General features: G+C 70.9%; 13 protein-coding genes. 5 read left to right on the top strand and 8 right to left on the bottom strand.

Annotated features, from left to right (window positions below):
• Nucleotides 1-100 precede the first annotated feature (100 nt).
• From ABZO29_RS40415 to ABZO29_RS40395, 5 genes are read right to left on the bottom strand one after another with little or no spacing between them, the layout of a single operon-like run.
• The gene (locus tag ABZO29_RS40415) at nt 101-1,378 is read right to left on the bottom strand and encodes an ABC transporter substrate-binding protein (protein ID WP_367325167.1); all 1,278 of its coding nucleotides are present in this window, start codon (nt 1,376-1,378) and stop codon (nt 101-103) included.
• Nucleotides 1,379-1,383: 5 nt separating this feature from the next.
• On the bottom strand, nt 1,384-2,490 hold the full coding sequence (locus ABZO29_RS40410) for a branched-chain amino acid ABC transporter permease (RefSeq protein WP_367325166.1): 1,107 nt from the start codon (nt 2,488-2,490) through the stop codon (nt 1,384-1,386).
• The gene (locus tag ABZO29_RS40405) at nt 2,487-3,377 is read right to left on the bottom strand and encodes a branched-chain amino acid ABC transporter permease (RefSeq protein ID WP_367325165.1); all 891 of its coding nucleotides are present in this window, start codon (nt 3,375-3,377) and stop codon (nt 2,487-2,489) included. Before ABZO29_RS40405 ends, ABZO29_RS40410 begins: the two co-directional genes overlap by 4 nt.
• Nucleotides 3,374-4,180: an ABC transporter ATP-binding protein gene (locus tag ABZO29_RS40400; protein WP_367325164.1), complete on the bottom strand. Its 807-nt coding sequence runs from the start codon at nt 4,178-4,180 to the stop codon at nt 3,374-3,376. The genes ABZO29_RS40405 and ABZO29_RS40400 overlap by 4 nt, the downstream gene beginning before the upstream one ends.
• On the bottom strand, nt 4,177-4,935 hold the full coding sequence (locus ABZO29_RS40395; protein WP_367325163.1) for an ABC transporter ATP-binding protein: 759 nt from the start codon (nt 4,933-4,935) through the stop codon (nt 4,177-4,179). The genes ABZO29_RS40400 and ABZO29_RS40395 overlap by 4 nt, the downstream gene beginning before the upstream one ends.
• A 188-nt stretch (nt 4,936-5,123) precedes the next feature.
• Here ABZO29_RS40395 and ABZO29_RS40390 point away from each other — a divergent pair, with 188 nt between their 5' ends.
• The 5 genes from ABZO29_RS40390 to katG all read left to right on the top strand — a co-directional run bounded on the left by ABZO29_RS40390 (nt 5,124) and on the right by katG (nt 13,425).
• Nucleotides 5,124-6,419 carry a PucR family transcriptional regulator gene (locus ABZO29_RS40390; protein WP_367325162.1) on the top strand — a complete coding sequence of 432 codons (1,296 nt, stop codon included), beginning with the start codon at nt 5,124-5,126 and terminating at the stop codon, nt 6,417-6,419.
• Entirely contained in the window at nt 6,416-7,081 is a 666-nt protein-coding gene (locus tag ABZO29_RS40385; RefSeq protein WP_367325161.1) for a TetR/AcrR family transcriptional regulator, read from the top strand. Before ABZO29_RS40390 ends, ABZO29_RS40385 begins: the two co-directional genes overlap by 4 nt.
• A 203-nt stretch (nt 7,082-7,284) precedes the next feature.
• Nucleotides 7,285-9,414 (top strand): DUF4139 domain-containing protein, encoded by a 2,130-nt coding sequence (locus ABZO29_RS40380; RefSeq protein ID WP_367325160.1) that lies wholly within the window; start codon nt 7,285-7,287, stop codon nt 9,412-9,414.
• An 8-nt stretch (nt 9,415-9,422) separates the two neighbouring features.
• On the top strand, nt 9,423-10,982 hold the full coding sequence (locus tag ABZO29_RS40375) for a mucoidy inhibitor MuiA family protein (RefSeq protein ID WP_367325159.1): 1,560 nt from the start codon (nt 9,423-9,425) through the stop codon (nt 10,980-10,982).
• Between the two features lie 256 nt (nt 10,983-11,238).
• A complete protein-coding gene (gene katG, locus ABZO29_RS40370) occupies nt 11,239-13,425 on the top strand; it encodes a catalase/peroxidase HPI (RefSeq protein ID WP_367325158.1) in 2,187 nt (728 codons plus the stop codon).
• Nucleotides 13,426-13,488: 63 nt separating this feature from the next.
• Here the strand turns inward: katG and ABZO29_RS40365 are convergent, their stop codons facing one another.
• The 3 genes from ABZO29_RS40365 to ABZO29_RS40355 are packed head-to-tail and all read right to left on the bottom strand — an operon-like array spanning nt 13,489 to nt 16,118.
• Nucleotides 13,489-14,286, bottom strand: coding sequence for a maleylpyruvate isomerase family mycothiol-dependent enzyme (locus ABZO29_RS40365; protein WP_367325157.1), 798 nt, complete (start codon nt 14,284-14,286; stop codon nt 13,489-13,491).
• A 54-nt stretch (nt 14,287-14,340) separates the two neighbouring features.
• Nucleotides 14,341-15,114 (bottom strand): SDR family oxidoreductase, encoded by a 774-nt coding sequence (locus tag ABZO29_RS40360; protein ID WP_367325156.1) that lies wholly within the window; start codon nt 15,112-15,114, stop codon nt 14,341-14,343.
• Complete coding sequence (locus ABZO29_RS40355; RefSeq protein WP_367325155.1) at nt 15,111-16,118, bottom strand: NADP-dependent oxidoreductase; 1,008 nt, start codon at nt 16,116-16,118, stop codon at nt 15,111-15,113. The genes ABZO29_RS40360 and ABZO29_RS40355 overlap by 4 nt, the downstream gene beginning before the upstream one ends.
• Nucleotides 16,119-16,172 lie beyond the last annotated feature (54 nt).

Genomic DNA, 16,172 nt, shown 5'->3' with positions numbered 1-16,172 from the left:
TGCCTCCGACTTGGTGCCGCTCCGGCGCCCGCGTGGCCGAGCGGAAGGGACGGGGGCGGTCCTCAGGTGTCGGGCATCGACTCGGACCGCCCCCGTCGGCTCAGTTCGCCGGAGAACCGAACTCCTTGCGGGTGTCCACCGGCTTGCCGAACAGCTGCCACCGCTCGCCCTTGAACCGCATCAGCTGCATCGTCTCGAGCGGGAAGGCGTCGTCGGGCCCGGTGGAGAGGGTGACACCGGGCAGCAGCATGTCCACCTTCACGTCCTTCAGATCGCGCACCGCGTCCCGCAGCCCCTCCCTGGTCGGGCACTTCATCGCGTCCAGGGCCTTGTGCAGACTGGAGGCGACGGCCCAGCCATAGGCGTTGAGCTGGTTGGCCGGGTCGGAGTCGGGCGCGTACTTGCGCAGCGCGTCCTTGTACGTCTTCATCTCCGCGTCGTCGGCCCACTGCGGGTCGGCGGGGTCCTTGAAGTAGGTCGCCGAGACCAGGCCCTGCACGTTCTTGAGTCCGACGGGTTTGAGCACGGTGGTCGACGCGGACACGGCGTTGACGATGTGCAGCGGGTTCCACTTGGTGTTTTTGGCGTCGGCGGCGAGTGCCTGGCTGCCGAACTTCGGCGTGGTGATGTCGAGCAGCACATCCGCCTTCGACCGGGCGAGACTTGTCATCTGCGCCGAGACGGAGGGGTCGGTGACCTCGTAGCTCTCCTCGGCCACCACCTTGATGCCGCTGCCGGCGACGGCCGCCTTGAACCCGCCGAGCAGATCCTTGCCGAAGTCGTCGTTCTGGTGAAGGACGGCGACCTTGGCGTTCGGCTTCTCCTCCTTCAGGTATTTGGCGTAGACCCGTGCCTCGGACACGTAGTTGGGCTGCCAGCCGGTGGTCCACGGGTGCTTGTCGTCCGTACCCCAGACGGAGGCGCCCGTGGCGACGAAGGGCTGCGGCACCTTCCGCTTGTTGAGGTAGTCCCACACGGCTGCCGTGGACGGGGTGCCCAGGGTCTGGAACACGGCGAAGACCTTCTCCTGCTCGACCAGCCTGCGGGCCTCCTCGACCGCCTTGGGCGGCTGGTAGCCGTCGTCGCGGACGACGAACTCCACCGTGCGGCCGTCGATCCCGCCCTGGTCGTTGACGTACTTGAAGTACGCGTTCACGCCCTTGCTGATCGTGCCGTACGCGGAGGCCGGTCCCGAAAGTGGGTAGATTCCGCCCAGCTTGATGGTCTTGTCGGTGATGCCGGTGGTCTGCTGGCCCCGGCACGCGCCGTCGGCTGCGGCGTCCTTGTCGTCCTGCCCGCGCTGGCTGTTGCAGGCGGTGGCGAGAAGGAGAGCGGCGGACGCGGCCGCGGCCGCCCGCAGAGAGGTCGTCTTGCGCATGTGACTCATTCCTTTTCCGTGCGGGGCGCTGCGCCCACGGGTTCGGCATCGGCAGGTGCGGGATCCGCGGGTGTGGGGGGCGCGGAGGGTTCGGAATCGGGCGAAGGGCCGGCGGCGGGGGTGGTGCGGGTGAGACGACGGGTGGCCGCGCCCCCGACACGGCCCACGAGACCGGCCAGTCCCGTCGGGGCCACGAACATCACCGCGATGATCAGCAGCCCGAACACCACTCCGGGCGCCGCGTCGCTGATGTCCTGGGCCACGCTCGGCACATACATCACGAACGCCGCGCCCAGCAGCGGTCCGTACAGCGAGGCGAGCCCCCCGACCACCAGGCCGGCCAGCAGCGTGATGGACAGGACGAAGCTGAACGAGTCGGGCGAGACGAAGCCGATCACCCAGGTGTACAGACACCCGGCGGCACCCGCGAACATCGCGCTCCACGCGAACGCGAGGGTCTTGTGCAGCGACAGCCGCACGCCCATGACCTCCGCGGCGCTCTCGTTGTCCCGCACGGCGAGCAAGGCCCGGCCCACCCGGGACCGCAGCAGGTTACGGGCGAGCAGGAGGGCCACCGCGGTGACGGCGAGGACGACGAAGTACATCCACTGGTCCTCGGCCAGCCCGCTCCATGCGGGCGGCTGCAGCTTGTCCACGGTCAGCCCCATGGAGCCGCCCGTGACCGGTTCGAGCCGCTTGAGCAGCGGCGGCAGGAACACCGCGAACGAGAGGGTGACCAGGGCCAGGTACAGCCCGCTCAGCCGCAGGGCGGGCACCCCGAAACCGAGGCCCAGCAGGAAGCATCCGGCGGCCGCGACCGGCAGCGTGGCCAGGTGGCCGGTGTCGTACCGGTCGAGCATGACCGCCGCCGTGTAGGCGCCCGCCGCGAAGAACGCACCGTGCCCGAGCGAGATCTGCCCGCCGAATCCGACCAGCAGGTTCAGTCCGGCGAGCGCCACGGCGTACAGCAGCACCATGGTCAGCTGGAAGACCTGGAAGGGGGCGAAGTAGAACGGGGCACCGACGGCGATGGCCGCCGCGAGCAGCGCGGTGAGCACGGCCCGCAGACGCCGGGCGCGGTCTGTGCCGAGCGTGGTGATGATCGTGCTCATGCGCGCTCCACCGCCGCCCGCCCGAACAGGCCCTGGGGCCGCACCAGCAACACCGCCAGAATGATCACCAGGGGTACGCCCACCTTCAGATCCGCACCGATCACGTCCACGTACGCCCCGGCCAGCGTCTCGGCGACGCCCACGAACAGGCCGCCGACGACCGCGCCGACCGGGCTGTCGAAACCTCCGAGGGTGGCCGCGGCGAACGCGTAGATCAGCACCCCGCCCATCATGTTGGGCTCCAGGAACAGCACCGGGGCGACGAGCACGCCCGACACCGCGCCGACCGTCGCGGCCAGTCCCCAGCCGAGCATCAGCACCCGGCCCACCCTGATGCCCGACAGCCGGGCCGAGGCGGGGTTTCCCGCGACCGCCCGCATCACCAGGCCGATGGAGGTGTGCTGGAACAGCAGATAGAGCAGCCCCATCACGACGGCGACCACCGCGATGATTCCGAGGGTCGACCAGTCCACGCGCACCCCGGCCAGGTCGATGCCTCCGTCGGGGAACGGCTGCGGGAAGTCCTTCACGGTGAACGACCAGATCAGACCGGCCACCGCGTTGACGAAGATGAACAGGCCCACCGTGACGATGACCATCGTCAGCTCGGGCGCGCTCCGCACGGGACGGATGACGATCCGCTCGACGAGCATGCCGCCGGCGAACGACACCGCCAGGGTGACCGGCAACGCCAGCCAGAACGACATCCCGGACGCCACGAGCTGCCACGCCACATACGTGGAGATCATGGCGAGCTCACCCTGCGCGAAGTTCACGATCCCCGTGAACCGGTGGATCAGCACCAGGGCCAGCGCCAGACTGGCGTAGACCGCGCCGGAGCCGACCCCTTCCACCACTTGCTGGAGCAGTTCGGTCACGGTGCTCACCCGCCCTTTCCGGAGCGGACGGTGACGCCGAGGTACACCTCGGCGACCTGCCCGTCCTCGCGGATCTGAGCGGCCGGTCCGGACAGCACAAGGCGGCCGGCCTCCAGTACGTGGGCCCGGTGCGCGACATCCAGTGCGAGCTGGGCGTTCTGCTCGACGACGACCACGGTGGTGCGTTCCTCCTCGTTCACGGCACGGACGATCTCGAACAGTTCGCGGGTGACCAGCGGCGCGAGCCCCAGCGACGGCTCGTCCAGGAGCAGCAGCGAGGGCCGCAGCATCAGCGCCCTGCCGATGGCGAGCATCTGCTGCTCGCCGCCGCTGAGGCTGCCCGCGGCCTGGCGGGACCGCAGGCGCAGTTTGGGGAAGTAGTCGTAGATCCGTTGCAGGTCGGCCGCCACGGCAGCGCGCTCGGCGCGGCCCCGCCACCCGTGGGCCGTACGCAGATGGGCGCCGACGCGCAGGTTCTCCTCGACGGTCAGGTCGTTGAAGGTGCCGCGCCCCTCGGGTACGTGCGCCACGCCGAGCCGAGCGGCCTGCTCCGGGGAGCGGCCCAGCAGCTCCGTACCGTTCAAGGTCACCGAGCCCTGGCCGCGGACCATGCCGCACAGGGCCCGCAGGGTTGTGGTCTTGCCGGCGCCGTTGGGTCCCAGGACGGCGCAGACCTCGCCGCGCGCGACGGAGAAGTCCAGGCCCTGGAGCACGCGGGCCTGGCCGTATCCGGCGTGCAGATCGGACACCTTCAGGAAGTCCGGCTCCGCACTCGTCCCGGTCCCGGTGAGGTCGGCGGTGGGCTCACTCATGCCGCCACCCCCAGGTACGCCTCGATGACGGCCGGGTCGCGCTGGATCTCCTCCGGAGGGCCTTCGGCGATCTTGCGCCCGAAGTCGAGACACACCACCTTGTCGCACAGGCCCATCACGAACCCCATGTGGTGTTCGACCACCACGAGCGTGAGGTCGAAGTCCCGGCGCACCGCGCGGACCAGATCCGCGAATTGGTCGACCTCGCCGTGGCTGAGACCGTTGACGGGCTCGTCGAGCAGCAGCAACCGGGGCCGTACCGCGAGCGCCCGGGCGAGTTCGACGCGTTTGAGAGTGCCGAAGGGCAGCCCGGTGGCGGGGTGGTCGGCGACGTCCGCCAGTCCCAGCCTGAGCAGCAGCTCGTCCGCCTGGTCACGCAGTTCCGCCTCCTCCCGCCGCACGCGGGGCAGCCGGAGCGCCGCGGCGAGGTGTCCGGTGCGCCCCCGGCTGTGGGCGCCGATCATGACGTTCTCCCGGACGGTGAGCCGCGGGAAAAGTCCCAGGTTCTGGAAGGTGCGGGCGATGCCGCGCCCGGCCACGGAGTGCGGCGGGAGGGCGAGCAGGTCCTCGTCCCCGAACCGCACCGTCCCCGCATCGGGGGTGCAGCGCCGGGTGAGGCAGTTGAACAAGGTGGTCTTGCCGGCTCCGTTCGGCCCGATGAGCCCTACGGCGGTGCCCGGCTCGACGGTGAACGCGACACCGTCCAGTGCCGTGATTCCGCCGAAGCGCACGCTGATACCGTCGACCGCGAGCATGAGTGACGCCCCTTCCGACGTGCTGGGGGGTGGGCGAGCGTCACAGTAGGTGCGGGCCTTCCGGGCGCACATTGGGTGCGAGCACCCAACTTCGCGGCCACCGACTTGTGCGCCGCGCCCAGCCCGCCCGGCCTGACGCCCGCCGGGCCTGTTGACGGGACACGATGCGGGCAGCGACCATCGACGCCATGCCTCGTGGTCCCGCCCCGGGTGCCCCCGCACTCTCCGAACCGCTCAGCCGGGAGCGGCACCGGATCCTGCACACCGTGCAGGACCGGCTCGAGGAGGTGGCGAAGACCGCCGTCGCCGTGATGCGCACGGAGATCCCGTCGTACGCACTGCAGGACGAGCGGTTCTTCGACGACGTACTCGACCAGGTGCTCACGCACTTCCGGATGCAGCTGGCGGCGCTCGCCGGCAATCGGGACATCGCCCCCGAAGACCTGGTCTTCAGCCGCGCGGCGGCCATGCGCCGAGCTCGCGCGGGGTTCGCCCTCGAGGACTGGATCAGCGCCTTCCGGGTCGGGCGGCAGGTGCTGTGGGACGCGCTGCTGGACTGCGCGGGCACGTCCGCCGAGGCACAGCAGGCCGCGCTGTCACTCGTCACACCGCTGATGCGGTACGTCGACTACGCCAGCACCCATGCGGCGCAGGCCTACGTCGAGTACCAGCAGCACGTGGTCGCGGACGCGGACCGGGAGCGCCGGGACCTCCTGGACCAGCTGCTGGCCGGCGCGGCACCGACGCGCGGTCCCCTGCTCGCCGCCGGGCAGGCGTACGGCCTCGGGCCGCACTCGCCGATGATGGCGGTCGTGGCCGTGTGCGTCGGCGACACCCGCACCGGCGACCTGACCTCGGCCGAGCACGGCTACGCGACGAGCGCGTCCATCAGCGTCGCGGGACCCTGGGCCGGCCGAACCCTGGTCGTCGTACGCCACGGCGAGGTGGTGGCCGTGCCCGTGGTCCGCACCGGCATGGACGTCGAGGACATCTGTGCCCACTTCGAGGCCGTGCAGCAAAGGCTCGCGCGGGAGGGAACCATGCTCTCCATGGGCATCAGCACACTCGCCCGGGGGGCCGGCGAACTGCCACGGGCCTACGAGGAGGCACGGGCCGCTCTCGACCTGGTGCCACCCGAGGGCGGAGTGGCGGCGCTGCCGCGCCTGTCGCCCTTCGACTACCTGGCGCTGCGCGCCGACGACCTCGCCCGTCAGCTCGTCGATCCCCGCGTACGTGCGCTGCTGGAGGACGACCGCCGACGTGGCGACACCCTGGCCGCCACCATACGGGCCTTCGCGGAGGCGGACCTCAACCTGCGGCTGGCCGCCGACCGGCTGCGGGTGCACCACAACACGGCGCACTACCGGTTGCGCCGGATCGAGGAACGCACCGGGCGGAATCCGCGCCGGATCGCCGACCTCCTGGAACTGCTGGTCGCCCTCGCCATCCGCGACGGGGCCGGGGAGAGCGGGGATTGCCGGTGAGCGGAATCGTGGAGCCGACCGGGACGCAGGCGGCACGTCAACGGCCTGACGGGCGGGCAGGTTCGCGCCTGCCGGGGGAGCACACCCAGCCGGACGGCTCCGTTCGGCACGTCCTGCTGAACGCCGCACTGGAGGTGTTCATCGATCGCGGTTACGCCGATGCCGGTCTCACCGAGATCGCGGCACGGTCCGGCATGCCCGTGGGCAGCCTCTTCCAGCACTACGGCGGAAAACGCGGGCTGTACCTCGCCCTCTGGGAGGAGTTCCGGGAGGAACAGGAACGCCGGACCGCGGCCACGCTGGCCGCCGAGCGTGGCCGTGGCGTGGAGGAGCCCATCGCCCTCTTCGTGGCGGGAGCCAGGGCGTACCTGGAGGGCGCCTGGGACAACCGACGCCTCGGCATGCTCTTCGTGGACGACGACGGGCCGGCCGGATTCGACGCGCTGCGCCGCCAGTGGGACCGCGCATGGGTACGGCGCAACGCCCGCCTCCTGGAGGTGGACGAGAAGCGACGTGCCGGCCGGGTCCGGGTGCGAGTACTGACCACCGTCATCGGCGGAGCAGCACGCGAGCTGGGCGACTGCGCGGACGAGTGCGAAGCCAGGGAGATCGTGGACGAGGTGTGCGGCATTCTCATCCACCTGTCGGCTCCGCCCGGCTGAACAACGCGCAGGGACGATGACGTTCAGCTCTCGCACCCCGCGACGTCGGGATGTTGAACCGGTCCGCCTCGCGGTCACCGCACTCCACCTGCCATCCTGCGGCGCCAGGGCCGCGAGGAGAGGAGGAGGGCGGCTCGACGCGGATGCGCGGACCGCTCCGGCGTAGGCTTCGCTCAGCACGGACGCGCTGGGGGGCGGAGCAGATGGCGGCTGAGGCAGCACAGACGTGGGGGTCGACCCTCGATTCGGTCGTCGTGTACGCGCAGGGCGCGATCTGCCGCCGCCTGGCCCGGGGCAGTGTGCCGCCGGACGGCCGGGTGCGGGTGACAGGACTGCCCCGTTCACTGGACCCGGGCTCACTGCGGGCCCATGTCCCGCATGCCTCCGGGGTGCGCGTCACCGGGGCCCGGGTGGACGTCGAGGCCGAGCCGCTCGGTACCGGCACGCCCCACGAGTTGCGGCGCGAGGTCGAGCAGCTGCGCGACGAGTACGCGGCCGCGCAGGGGCGCCGAGACCGGCAATTGGGCCTGGTGGAGGAAGTCAGAGGTCTGCACCCGGTGCCGCCGGCCCGCAGGCGCGAGGACCCGCACCGCCGCACTCCGGTCGACGCGTGGCTGGAGCTCGCCGACTTCGTCGACGAGCGGCTGACGGGACTGCACACCCGCCTCGTCGAGTTGGAGGAGGCGCTGCTGCGCGTCGAGCACCGGCTCACGGTCGCCACGGACAGGCTCGCCCGCGCCTCCACCGACGCACCGTCAGCGCACGTGGAGACCACGGTCTCCGCGCTCCTGGCCCTCGAGGGCGCGGGTGACGCGGAGGTGGAGCTGGAGCTGGAGTACGGGGTGCCCGGCGCCGTCTGGGTGCCGGCCTACCGTCTCACCCACCGTCAGGGCGACGGCACCGGCCGTCTGATGCTGCGCGCCTCGGTCGCCCAGCGCACCGGCGAGGACTGGACCGGCGTGCGCGTCGCCCTGGCCACCGCCGACCTGCGACGCCGCACCGACCTGCCGAAGCTCCGCTCGATCAGGATCGGACGCCGTCAGCCCGCCCCCGAGCCCTCCGGCTGGCGCGAGCCCCCGGCAGGGCTCGCGGACCTGTTCGCCGGGTACGACGCGGCGGGCCCCCGCCCTGCCACGACCGCCGCACCTGCGGCTGTCGTCACCGGCGGCGTGCCCGTGGCCGCCGCGGGCGGCTTCGCATCCGGTCCCGTTCCGCCACCGCCGCCGACACCGCAGGGCTACGGCGGACCGCCCGCACCGCTCCCGGTGCCCGCCGGCGCGGACCGCACCTCCCCAGAGGTCTTCGGCGAGGAGAGGCCCGACCTCGCGCAGCCGGTCCGGTCGCGCCCGGGCGGCAGGCCGCGTACCGGTGGCAGGTCCTTCCCTGGGGCTCCCGCCGCGATGGCACCGTCGGCTCCTGGCCGGGCTGCCCCGCCGGCGGCGCCCGCGGCTCCCGGCCCGGTTGCGCCACCACCGCCCCCGGCACCGGTGGCCGGACCGCCGCAGCCGAGCGGCGCAGAGCTGGACTACGCCTCCCTCGTCCTGTGCGGCCCCGACGAGCAGGGCGGTCGCAGAGGCAGGCTGTTCCCCGACTCTCCCTTCGACCCGGTGGCGGCCGAGTACCGCCGCCGCGCCGAAGCGGTGGCCGCGTTGCCGCTGCCCGGACACGCCGTGCGGCCCCGCGAGTCGGCGGGTTCCTTCGACCACCGTTTCGATGCCGCCGCCCGCGCCGACATTCCGTCGGACGGCACCTGGCACACCATCACCGTGGCCGAGATTCCGGTCGGTCTGCGCACCGAGTACTTCTGCGTGCCGTCCGTGGAACAGGTCGTGTACGCGACGTTGGTACTCTCCAACGCCACCGATCAGGCGCTGCTGGCCGGCCCGGTGGAGGTCACCGTCGACGACGACTTCCTGCTGACCGCCGCACTGCCCACGCTCGCCCCCGGCGCTGTCCGGCGGGTGGGGCTCGGGCCGGCCGAGGGCATCCGGGTCATCCGCCGTACGAACCTGCACGAGTCGACGTCGGGCCTGCGCAACAGCACCACCGTGCTCGACCATCGCGTCCGCGTGGAGCTGTCCAACCGGCTCGCGGGTCCCGCCACCGTCGAGGTCCGCGAGCGGGTGCCGGTCACCTCCGATCCGGACGTCCGGATCGAGGAGCGGGCCGACTGGACGGCACCCGAGGACGGCACGACGCCGGAGCACCATGCACCGGGCACCCGTATCTGGCGGGTGGACCTGCCGGCCGGAGGCACCGCCGCCCTCGACGGCGGTTACGAGATCCGCATCCCGGCCGGCAAGGCCTTGGTCGGCGGCAACCGCAGGAGCTGACACACGCCATGTCCACGACACCGGAGCCGATCGCTCTTCCCGTCACCGCCGTCACCTGTCTGGAGGATCGCGCCCACGTCGAGCGCGCCGTCGTACTCGACCTGGAGGCCGGGGTCCAGCGGCTGCGTCTCGGGCCGGTCGGTGCGCTGGCCGTCGACCGAACCCTGCATGCCGAGTTGACCGCCGATCACCCTGCGACCGTGCTGGACGCGCGGATCGTCCGCACCTGGACGCCGCGCGGGCCGCTGCCGTCCGCCGACGCCTCCGCCATGCGCCACCGCGTGCACACCCTCGAACAGGAGCGGCGCGCCCTGGAGCAGCGACGCGATCGGCTGCAGGCCCGCCTCGACCTGCTCGGCCGCCTCGCCGTCGATCTGCTTCGGGAGATCGGCGAAGGCGCCGGATTCGGCGAGACCGAGAGGCCCCGCTGGGCCCGCGAACTGGACCGGGTGGACGAAGAGCGCGACTCGTACGGCGAGCAGCTCCGCACCGTGGAGGCCCGGCTCGCCTCCTTCGCTGTCGAACTCGGGGCGGCCCAGCAGGCCATGCACCTCTCCGAGGAGGAGCCCGCCGAACTGGTCGGCCATGTCGAGCTGACCGTGGAGGCCGCGGTCGCCGGGCCGGCCGGGCTGCGCCTGAGCCACCTCACCCCCTGTGCGCTGTGGCGGCCGGCCTACCGGGCCGTGCTCGACGGGGACTCCCTGACGCTGGAGACCGACGCGATGGTCTGGCAGCGCACCGGTGAGGACTGGTCGGACGTACGGCTGACGTTGTCGACAGCCCGGTCGGCGTCGGCCACGGAGCCGCCGCGGCTGGGCGAGGACCGGCTGACGCTCAAGGACCGCTCCGCCGCGGAGCGCCGCACGGTCGACGTCGAGCTGCGCGAGGAGGAGATCGGGGACCTCGGGCCCGCCCCTGTGCTCGGCCTGCCCGGGGTGGACGACGGCGGCGAGGCGCGGGTGCTGCACTCCCCCGCGACTGTCTCCGTGCCCGGGGACGGCCGCGCCCACCGGGTGCCGCTCTCCGCCTTCACCACGGCGGCCGGCAGCGAGTACGCCTGCTCACCCGAGCTGTCCCCGCTGATCACCCAAGTGGTGCGGTTCGACAACCTGTCCGGCCATGCGCTGCTCGCCGGGCCCGTGGACCTGGTCCGCGGCAGCGGCTTCAGCGGCCGCGGAACGCTGGACTTCACGGCCCCCGGCGCGCCCGTGGAACTCGCCTTCGGCAGCTGCGACGACCACCGGGTGGTCCGGCAGGTCGAGGAGTCCCGCGACTCCGCCGGAATCACCCAGCGGACGGTGGTCACCCGCACGGTGCGGTTGCACCTGTCCCGGTTCTCCGCCCCCGGGGAGCACGGCGAACGGGTGGTCGTCCTGCGGGAGCGGATCCCGGTCTCCGAGACCTCGGCGGTGGAGGTACGTGTGCGCAAGGAGGCCTGCTCCCCGGCGCCCGACCTGGTCGACGCCGAAGGCATCGCCCGCTGGGACGTCCCCCTCCCGCCCGGCGGCCGCCGGGCGATCACCCTGGTCTACGAGCTGTCGGCGAAGGGCAAAGTCGTCGGGCTCTGACCTGGGTGGTCCGCTGCACCCTCCTGCGTCGCGCCGTCGGCGCGGCCATTCCGCTTCTCACTTCAGCGGAATAATCATGCTGATCAGGAAAGGCCGCCTTTCTTGCATTTCTTGAGGGCCAGGAGAATAGTCAACCATTGAGCCAGGACCCGGTTGACTTCGGGCTTTGACTGCTGGTCACTCGGGGACACTCTGCGTGTTCTCGTCAAGAGAGCAGCCAGCAGCAGGAAACAGCGAGACAGGAAGAAGGACGGACGTGTCCGGCAGCGAAAGCGAGAACCCAGCAATTCCCTCCCCGACGCCCACGTCGACCCGACCCAGAACAAACCGGGACTGGTGGCCGAATCAGCTGGACCTTCAGGTTCTCCACCAGCACTCGCCCCGGTCCAATCCGATGGGCGAGGACTTCGACTACGCGGAGGAGTTCTCGACCCTCGACGTCGACGCGCTGAAGCGGGACATCTTCGAGGTGATGACGACGTCCCAGGACTGGTGGCCTGCCGACTACGGCCACTACGGGCCGCTTCTCATCCGGATGAGTTGGCATGCCGCCGGGACGTACCGCATCGCCGACGGCCGGGGCGGTGGCGGCTCCGGCGCTCAGCGCTTCGCCCCCCTCAACAGCTGGCCGGACAACGCCAGCCTCGACAAAGCCCGCCGTCTGCTCTGGCCGGTCAAGCAGAAGTACGGTCGGAAAATCTCCTGGGCCGACCTCCTGGTCTTCGCCGGTAACTGTGCCATGGAGTCGATGGGCTTCAAGACGTTCGGCTTCGGATTCGGGCGAGAGGACATCTGGGAACCCGAGGAAATCTTCTGGGGACCCGAGGACGTCTGGCTCGGGGATGAGCGCTACAGCGGCGACAGGGAACTCGCGAGTCCTTTTGGCGCCGTGCAGATGGGACTGATCTACGTCAATCCGGAGGGGCCCAACGGCAACCCGGATCCGATCGCCGCCGCCAGGGACATTCGCGAGACGTTCGGGCGTATGGCGATGAATGACGAGGAGACGGTTGCCCTCATCGTCGGCGGCCACACGTTCGGCAAGTGTCACGGTGCGGTCGATCCCTCGTACATCGGCCCGGAACCCGAGGCCGCCCCCATCGAGCAACAAGGCCTGGGGTGGAGGAACACGTACGGCAGCGGCAAAGGTGCCCACGCGCTCACCAGTGGGCTTGAGGGCGCATGGACCACCAAGCCGACGACCTGGGACAACGGGTACCTGGACAACCTGTTCGGATACGACTGGGAGCTGACGACCAGCCCCGCCGGCGCAAAGCAGTGGACTCCCACGGACCCCTCGGCCCAGAACACTGTGCCTGATGCACACGATCCGTCGAAGCGGCACGCGCCCATGATGCTGACCACGGACCTCTCGCTGAAGCTGGACCCGATCTACGGACCGATCGCGAAGCGGTTCCACGAGAACCCGGACGACGTCGCGACGGCGTTCGCCAAGGCGTGGTACAAGCTGTTGCACCGCGACATGGGCCCCCTCTCGCGTTACCTCGGCCCGTGGGTTCCCGAGCCGCAGCTGTGGCAGGACCCCGTCCCCGAGGTCGATCACGAGCTGGTCGCGGACGAGGACATCGCCGCCCTCAAGAGCGCGATCCTCACCTCGGGACTGTCCGTCTCCCAGCTGGTCACCACCGCTTGGGCGTCGGCGGCGAGCTTCCGCGGCACCGACAAGCGCGGCGGGGCCAACGGAGCACGGATCCGACTCGCGCCGCAAAGGGACTGGGAGATCAACGATCTGCCCGAAGTGAGGGAGGTGGTGGAGACCCTCGAGCGGATCCGGCAGGACTTCAACGGCTCACACGACGGAAAGAAGGTGTCGCTCGCCGACCTGATCGTCCTGGGCGGATGCGCGGCCGTCGAGCAGGCCGCGAGGAACGCCGGGCACGACATCACGGTCCCGTTCGCGCCGGGACGCACCGACGCCTCGCAGGAGCAGACCGACGTCGAGTCCTTCGCCGTACTCGAACCCAGGGCGGACGGGTTCCGCAACTACCTCCGGACAGGAGAGAAGCTGTCACCGGAGACCCTCCTGCTGGACCGCGCCAACCTGTTGACACTGACCGCTCCCGAAATGACGGTTCTGGTCGGCGGCATGCGGGCCCTGAACACCGGCTTCGAGCGTTCCCCGCACGGCGTCCTCACCCACCGGCCGGAGACATTGACCAACGACTTCTTCGTCAACCTGCTCGACATGGGCACGGAGTGGAAGGCGTCGGTCTCCACCGAGAACGTGTTCGAAGGTCGGGATCATGCGACGGGCGAGGTCAAGTGGACCGCAACCGCCGTCGACCTCGTCTTCGGTTCGAACTCCCATCTCCGAGCGCTCTCGGAGGTCTACGCGTCCAACGACGCCGGCGAGAAGTTCGTGCGTGACTTCGTTGCGGCGTGGGACAAGGTGATGAATCTCGATCGGTTCGACCTCCGCTGACCCGATGTCCCGGTCGGCCGCTCACGGGCCGACCGGGACATCCTCCGGAACCTGAAGCGGAGTTCAGAAGGCGGAGTGGGCGAACCAGTGAGCCAGCAGCGGCTCGTCCCCCTCGTGGGCAAGAGCCGCTGCCTCGTAGGGCAGGCGGCCGTAAACGAGCAGGAGCAGGTCGGCTGCGGTTCCCCGGACGGTGGCATCAGCGGTGTCCGCGGCCGGATGGGCCGTCTCCAGTCCGAAGCCGTCGGGCCTCAGGCGAACGAGCCAGGAATCGTCTCCGTCGGTCGTGCGGAACCGGATGGTCTTGTCGGGGCCGCGCAGGTTGGCCACCTCGGGGGCGAAGAAGGTGGCGAAGGGCAGGTTGACAAGGAACTCGTCGATCCCGTCGACGGCGACCGGGCGGTCGATGCCGGGCCGGAGGCCCAGTGCGAGCTCGGCGTCGGCCCGGTGCACCAGGGTCTCGAAGAGCATGCGGCGTGCCCAGAAGCGGGCGTGCTGGTCCACGCCCCACGCCCACATCGGCAGGTTCGGGTCGGTGACTGCGAAGGCGTCCGCGGCCACGGTCACGCTCTCGGCCAGCCAGTCGGCGTATCCGTCCTCCTGCTCCGGGAGCCGCAGGTCCACATCGCGCCCCCGTGGGGGTTCCTGGATGCGCGCCCGCAAGAGGGCCGAGAACCAGCGCTGGACGCTGCCTGTGTGCTTGACCAGGTCGGCGAGCGTCCAGCCGGGGCAGCTGGGCACCGCTGTGGCCAGGTCGGCGTCCTTGACCGCTGCGACGAACCGGGCGGTCTCCGTCGCGACCGCCGTTCGGTGATCGACCGGGGTGACAACGGATGCTTGGCCGGTGTGGCCGGACGTGTGCATCGTGACATGCCTTTCGGAGAAGCCGAGGGATCAGTCGGACGGGCTGGCTGGTTATCACATGTCGGCGGGCTTGCCCGGACCAGGCACGTTACGGAAACGGAACGGCTCCGGGTCGCGTCCGGCCTGGATGAACCAGCACTCCCCGGTGCCTTCGCCGGTGACGATCCGCAGCACCGTGTCCGCCACGACCTCGGCCGGGATGACCGGCAGTCCCTGCTCCGAGAGCATGTCGCGCAGCGGATCGATGATCCGCGACTCGGCGAACCCCGGGCAGACGGCGTTGAAGCGCACGTTCTGCGGCGCGAGAGCCGATCCCAAGGAGCGTGCCAGCCCCACGACCGCATGCTTGTTGGCCGCATACAGCGGATCCAGCGGTACCGCCGCCAGGCCCGCAAGGGAGGCGGTCGCCACGATCGCCCCTCCGCCGCGGGCCAGAAGCGCCGGCAGTACCGCATGGGTGCCGAAGACCACGCCGTCGAGGTTGGCCCCCATCGCGCGACGGTAGCGCGCCAGGTCGAAGTCCTCGCCGACTCCGCATCCGGTCGCCACCCCCGCGTTGAGGAACGCGATGTCGACACCGCCGCACTGCTGCTGGGCGAAGTCCACCAGCGCACGGTTGGCGTCGAGGTCGGAGACGTCGCAGGCACGGAAATGGCCGCCGATCGTCTCGGCCACCTCGCGGCCGCCCCGCGCGTCGAGGTCCGCGACCACGACGCGCGCCCCCGCCTTCGCCAGCGCCAGCGCCGTGGCCCGGCCCAGTCCGCTGGCACCGCCGGTGACGATCGCCACCTTTCCCTGGAGTGCGGCCTCGCGCTCGGCGGCCGTCATGCCAGTTCCAGGACGAGCTTGCCCACGTTCTCGCCACGGAAGAGCATCTGCAACGTCTCGGGGAAGTCGTCCACGCTCCCTCTCACCACGTGTTCCCTGACCTTGATGCGGCCGTCGGCGATCCAGGCGGAGATGTCCTGAGCGGCCTGCGGATAGCGCTCGGCATAGTCGAAGACGACGAATCCCTCCATCCGGGCGCGGCGCACCAGCAGTGACAGATAGTTCGAGGGGCCCTTGACCGGGGTTGCGTTGTTGTACTGGCTGATCGCACCGCAGACCACGACGCGCGCGTGCATGGCCAGCCGGGTCAGGGCGGCGTCGAGGATGTCACCGCCCACGTTGTCGAAGTAGACGTCGATACCGTCGGGGGCGTGCCGGCGCAGCGCCTTCCTGACGTCGTCGGCGCGGTAGTCGATCGCCGCGTCGAAGCCCAGTTCATCGGTGAGCAACGCGCACTTCTCCGGCCCACCGGCGACACCCACGACCCGGCAGCCCTTGGCCTTCGCGATCTGACCCGCGATGGTGCCGACCGCGCCGGCCGCACCCGACACCACGACGGTCTCGCCCTCCTTCAGCGCCCCGACGTCCAGCAGGCCGAAGTAGGCGGTCATACCGGGCATGCCCAGCGCGCCGAGATACGTGGAGGGCGGGGCGAGGGAGGTGTCGATCTTCATGGCGCCTTTGCCGTCGGAGACCACGTACTCCTGGACGCCGAACGCGCCGACCACGTGATCACCCGGCTGGAAGTCGGGGTGGTTGGATGCGGTGACCTCGATGACCGATCCGGCGCGCATCACCTCGCCGATGCCCACCGGCGGCAGGTAGGAGGGACGGTCGTCCAGCCAGCCCCGCATCGCCGGGTCCAGCGAGATGACGCGCGTCCGGCCCGCGAACCGGCCCGGGCCCGGCTCGTCGACGGGCCCGCCACAGTGCTCCCAGTCATGGGGTTTGACCTCGCCCACGGGGCGGGCTGCCAGACGGATCTGGCGGTTGGTCGCGGACATCGCGCCTCCTGTCGTTGCGGCAGTTCCCTCCGACCATACCGACCAGTAGGTATG

Source organism: Streptomyces sp. HUAS ZL42, from assembly GCF_040782645.1.
Classification (GTDB): Bacteria; Actinomycetota; Actinomycetes; order Streptomycetales; family Streptomycetaceae; genus Streptomyces.
The sequence above is the reverse complement of the archived record's forward strand: the minus strand, read 5'-3'. Positions and strand labels throughout refer to the sequence as shown.

Bases quoted from the DNA above. Each gene is read 5' to 3' on its own strand.
- ABZO29_RS40395 (WP_367325163.1), bottom strand. From the start codon at position 4,935: ATGCTCGCGGTCGACGGTATCAGCGTGCGCTTCGGCGGAATCACGGCA.
- ABZO29_RS40365 (WP_367325157.1), bottom strand. From the start codon at position 14,286: ATGCACACGTCCGGCCACACCGGCCAAGCATCCGTTGTCACCCCGGTC.
- ABZO29_RS40390 (WP_367325162.1), top strand. From the start codon at position 5,124: ATGCCTCGTGGTCCCGCCCCGGGTGCCCCCGCACTCTCCGAACCGCTC.
- ABZO29_RS40415 (WP_367325167.1), bottom strand. From the start codon at position 1,378: ATGCGCAAGACGACCTCTCTGCGGGCGGCCGCGGCCGCGTCCGCCGCT.
- ABZO29_RS40355 (WP_367325155.1), bottom strand. From the start codon at position 16,118: ATGTCCGCGACCAACCGCCAGATCCGTCTGGCAGCCCGCCCCGTGGGC.
- ABZO29_RS40410 (WP_367325166.1), bottom strand. From the start codon at position 2,490: ATGAGCACGATCATCACCACGCTCGGCACAGACCGCGCCCGGCGTCTG.
- ABZO29_RS40400 (WP_367325164.1), bottom strand. From the start codon at position 4,180: ATGAGTGAGCCCACCGCCGACCTCACCGGGACCGGGACGAGTGCGGAG.
- ABZO29_RS40380 (WP_367325160.1), top strand. From the start codon at position 7,285: ATGGCGGCTGAGGCAGCACAGACGTGGGGGTCGACCCTCGATTCGGTC.
- ABZO29_RS40375 (WP_367325159.1), top strand. From the start codon at position 9,423: ATGTCCACGACACCGGAGCCGATCGCTCTTCCCGTCACCGCCGTCACC.
- ABZO29_RS40360 (WP_367325156.1), bottom strand. From the start codon at position 15,114: ATGACGGCCGCCGAGCGCGAGGCCGCACTCCAGGGAAAGGTGGCGATC.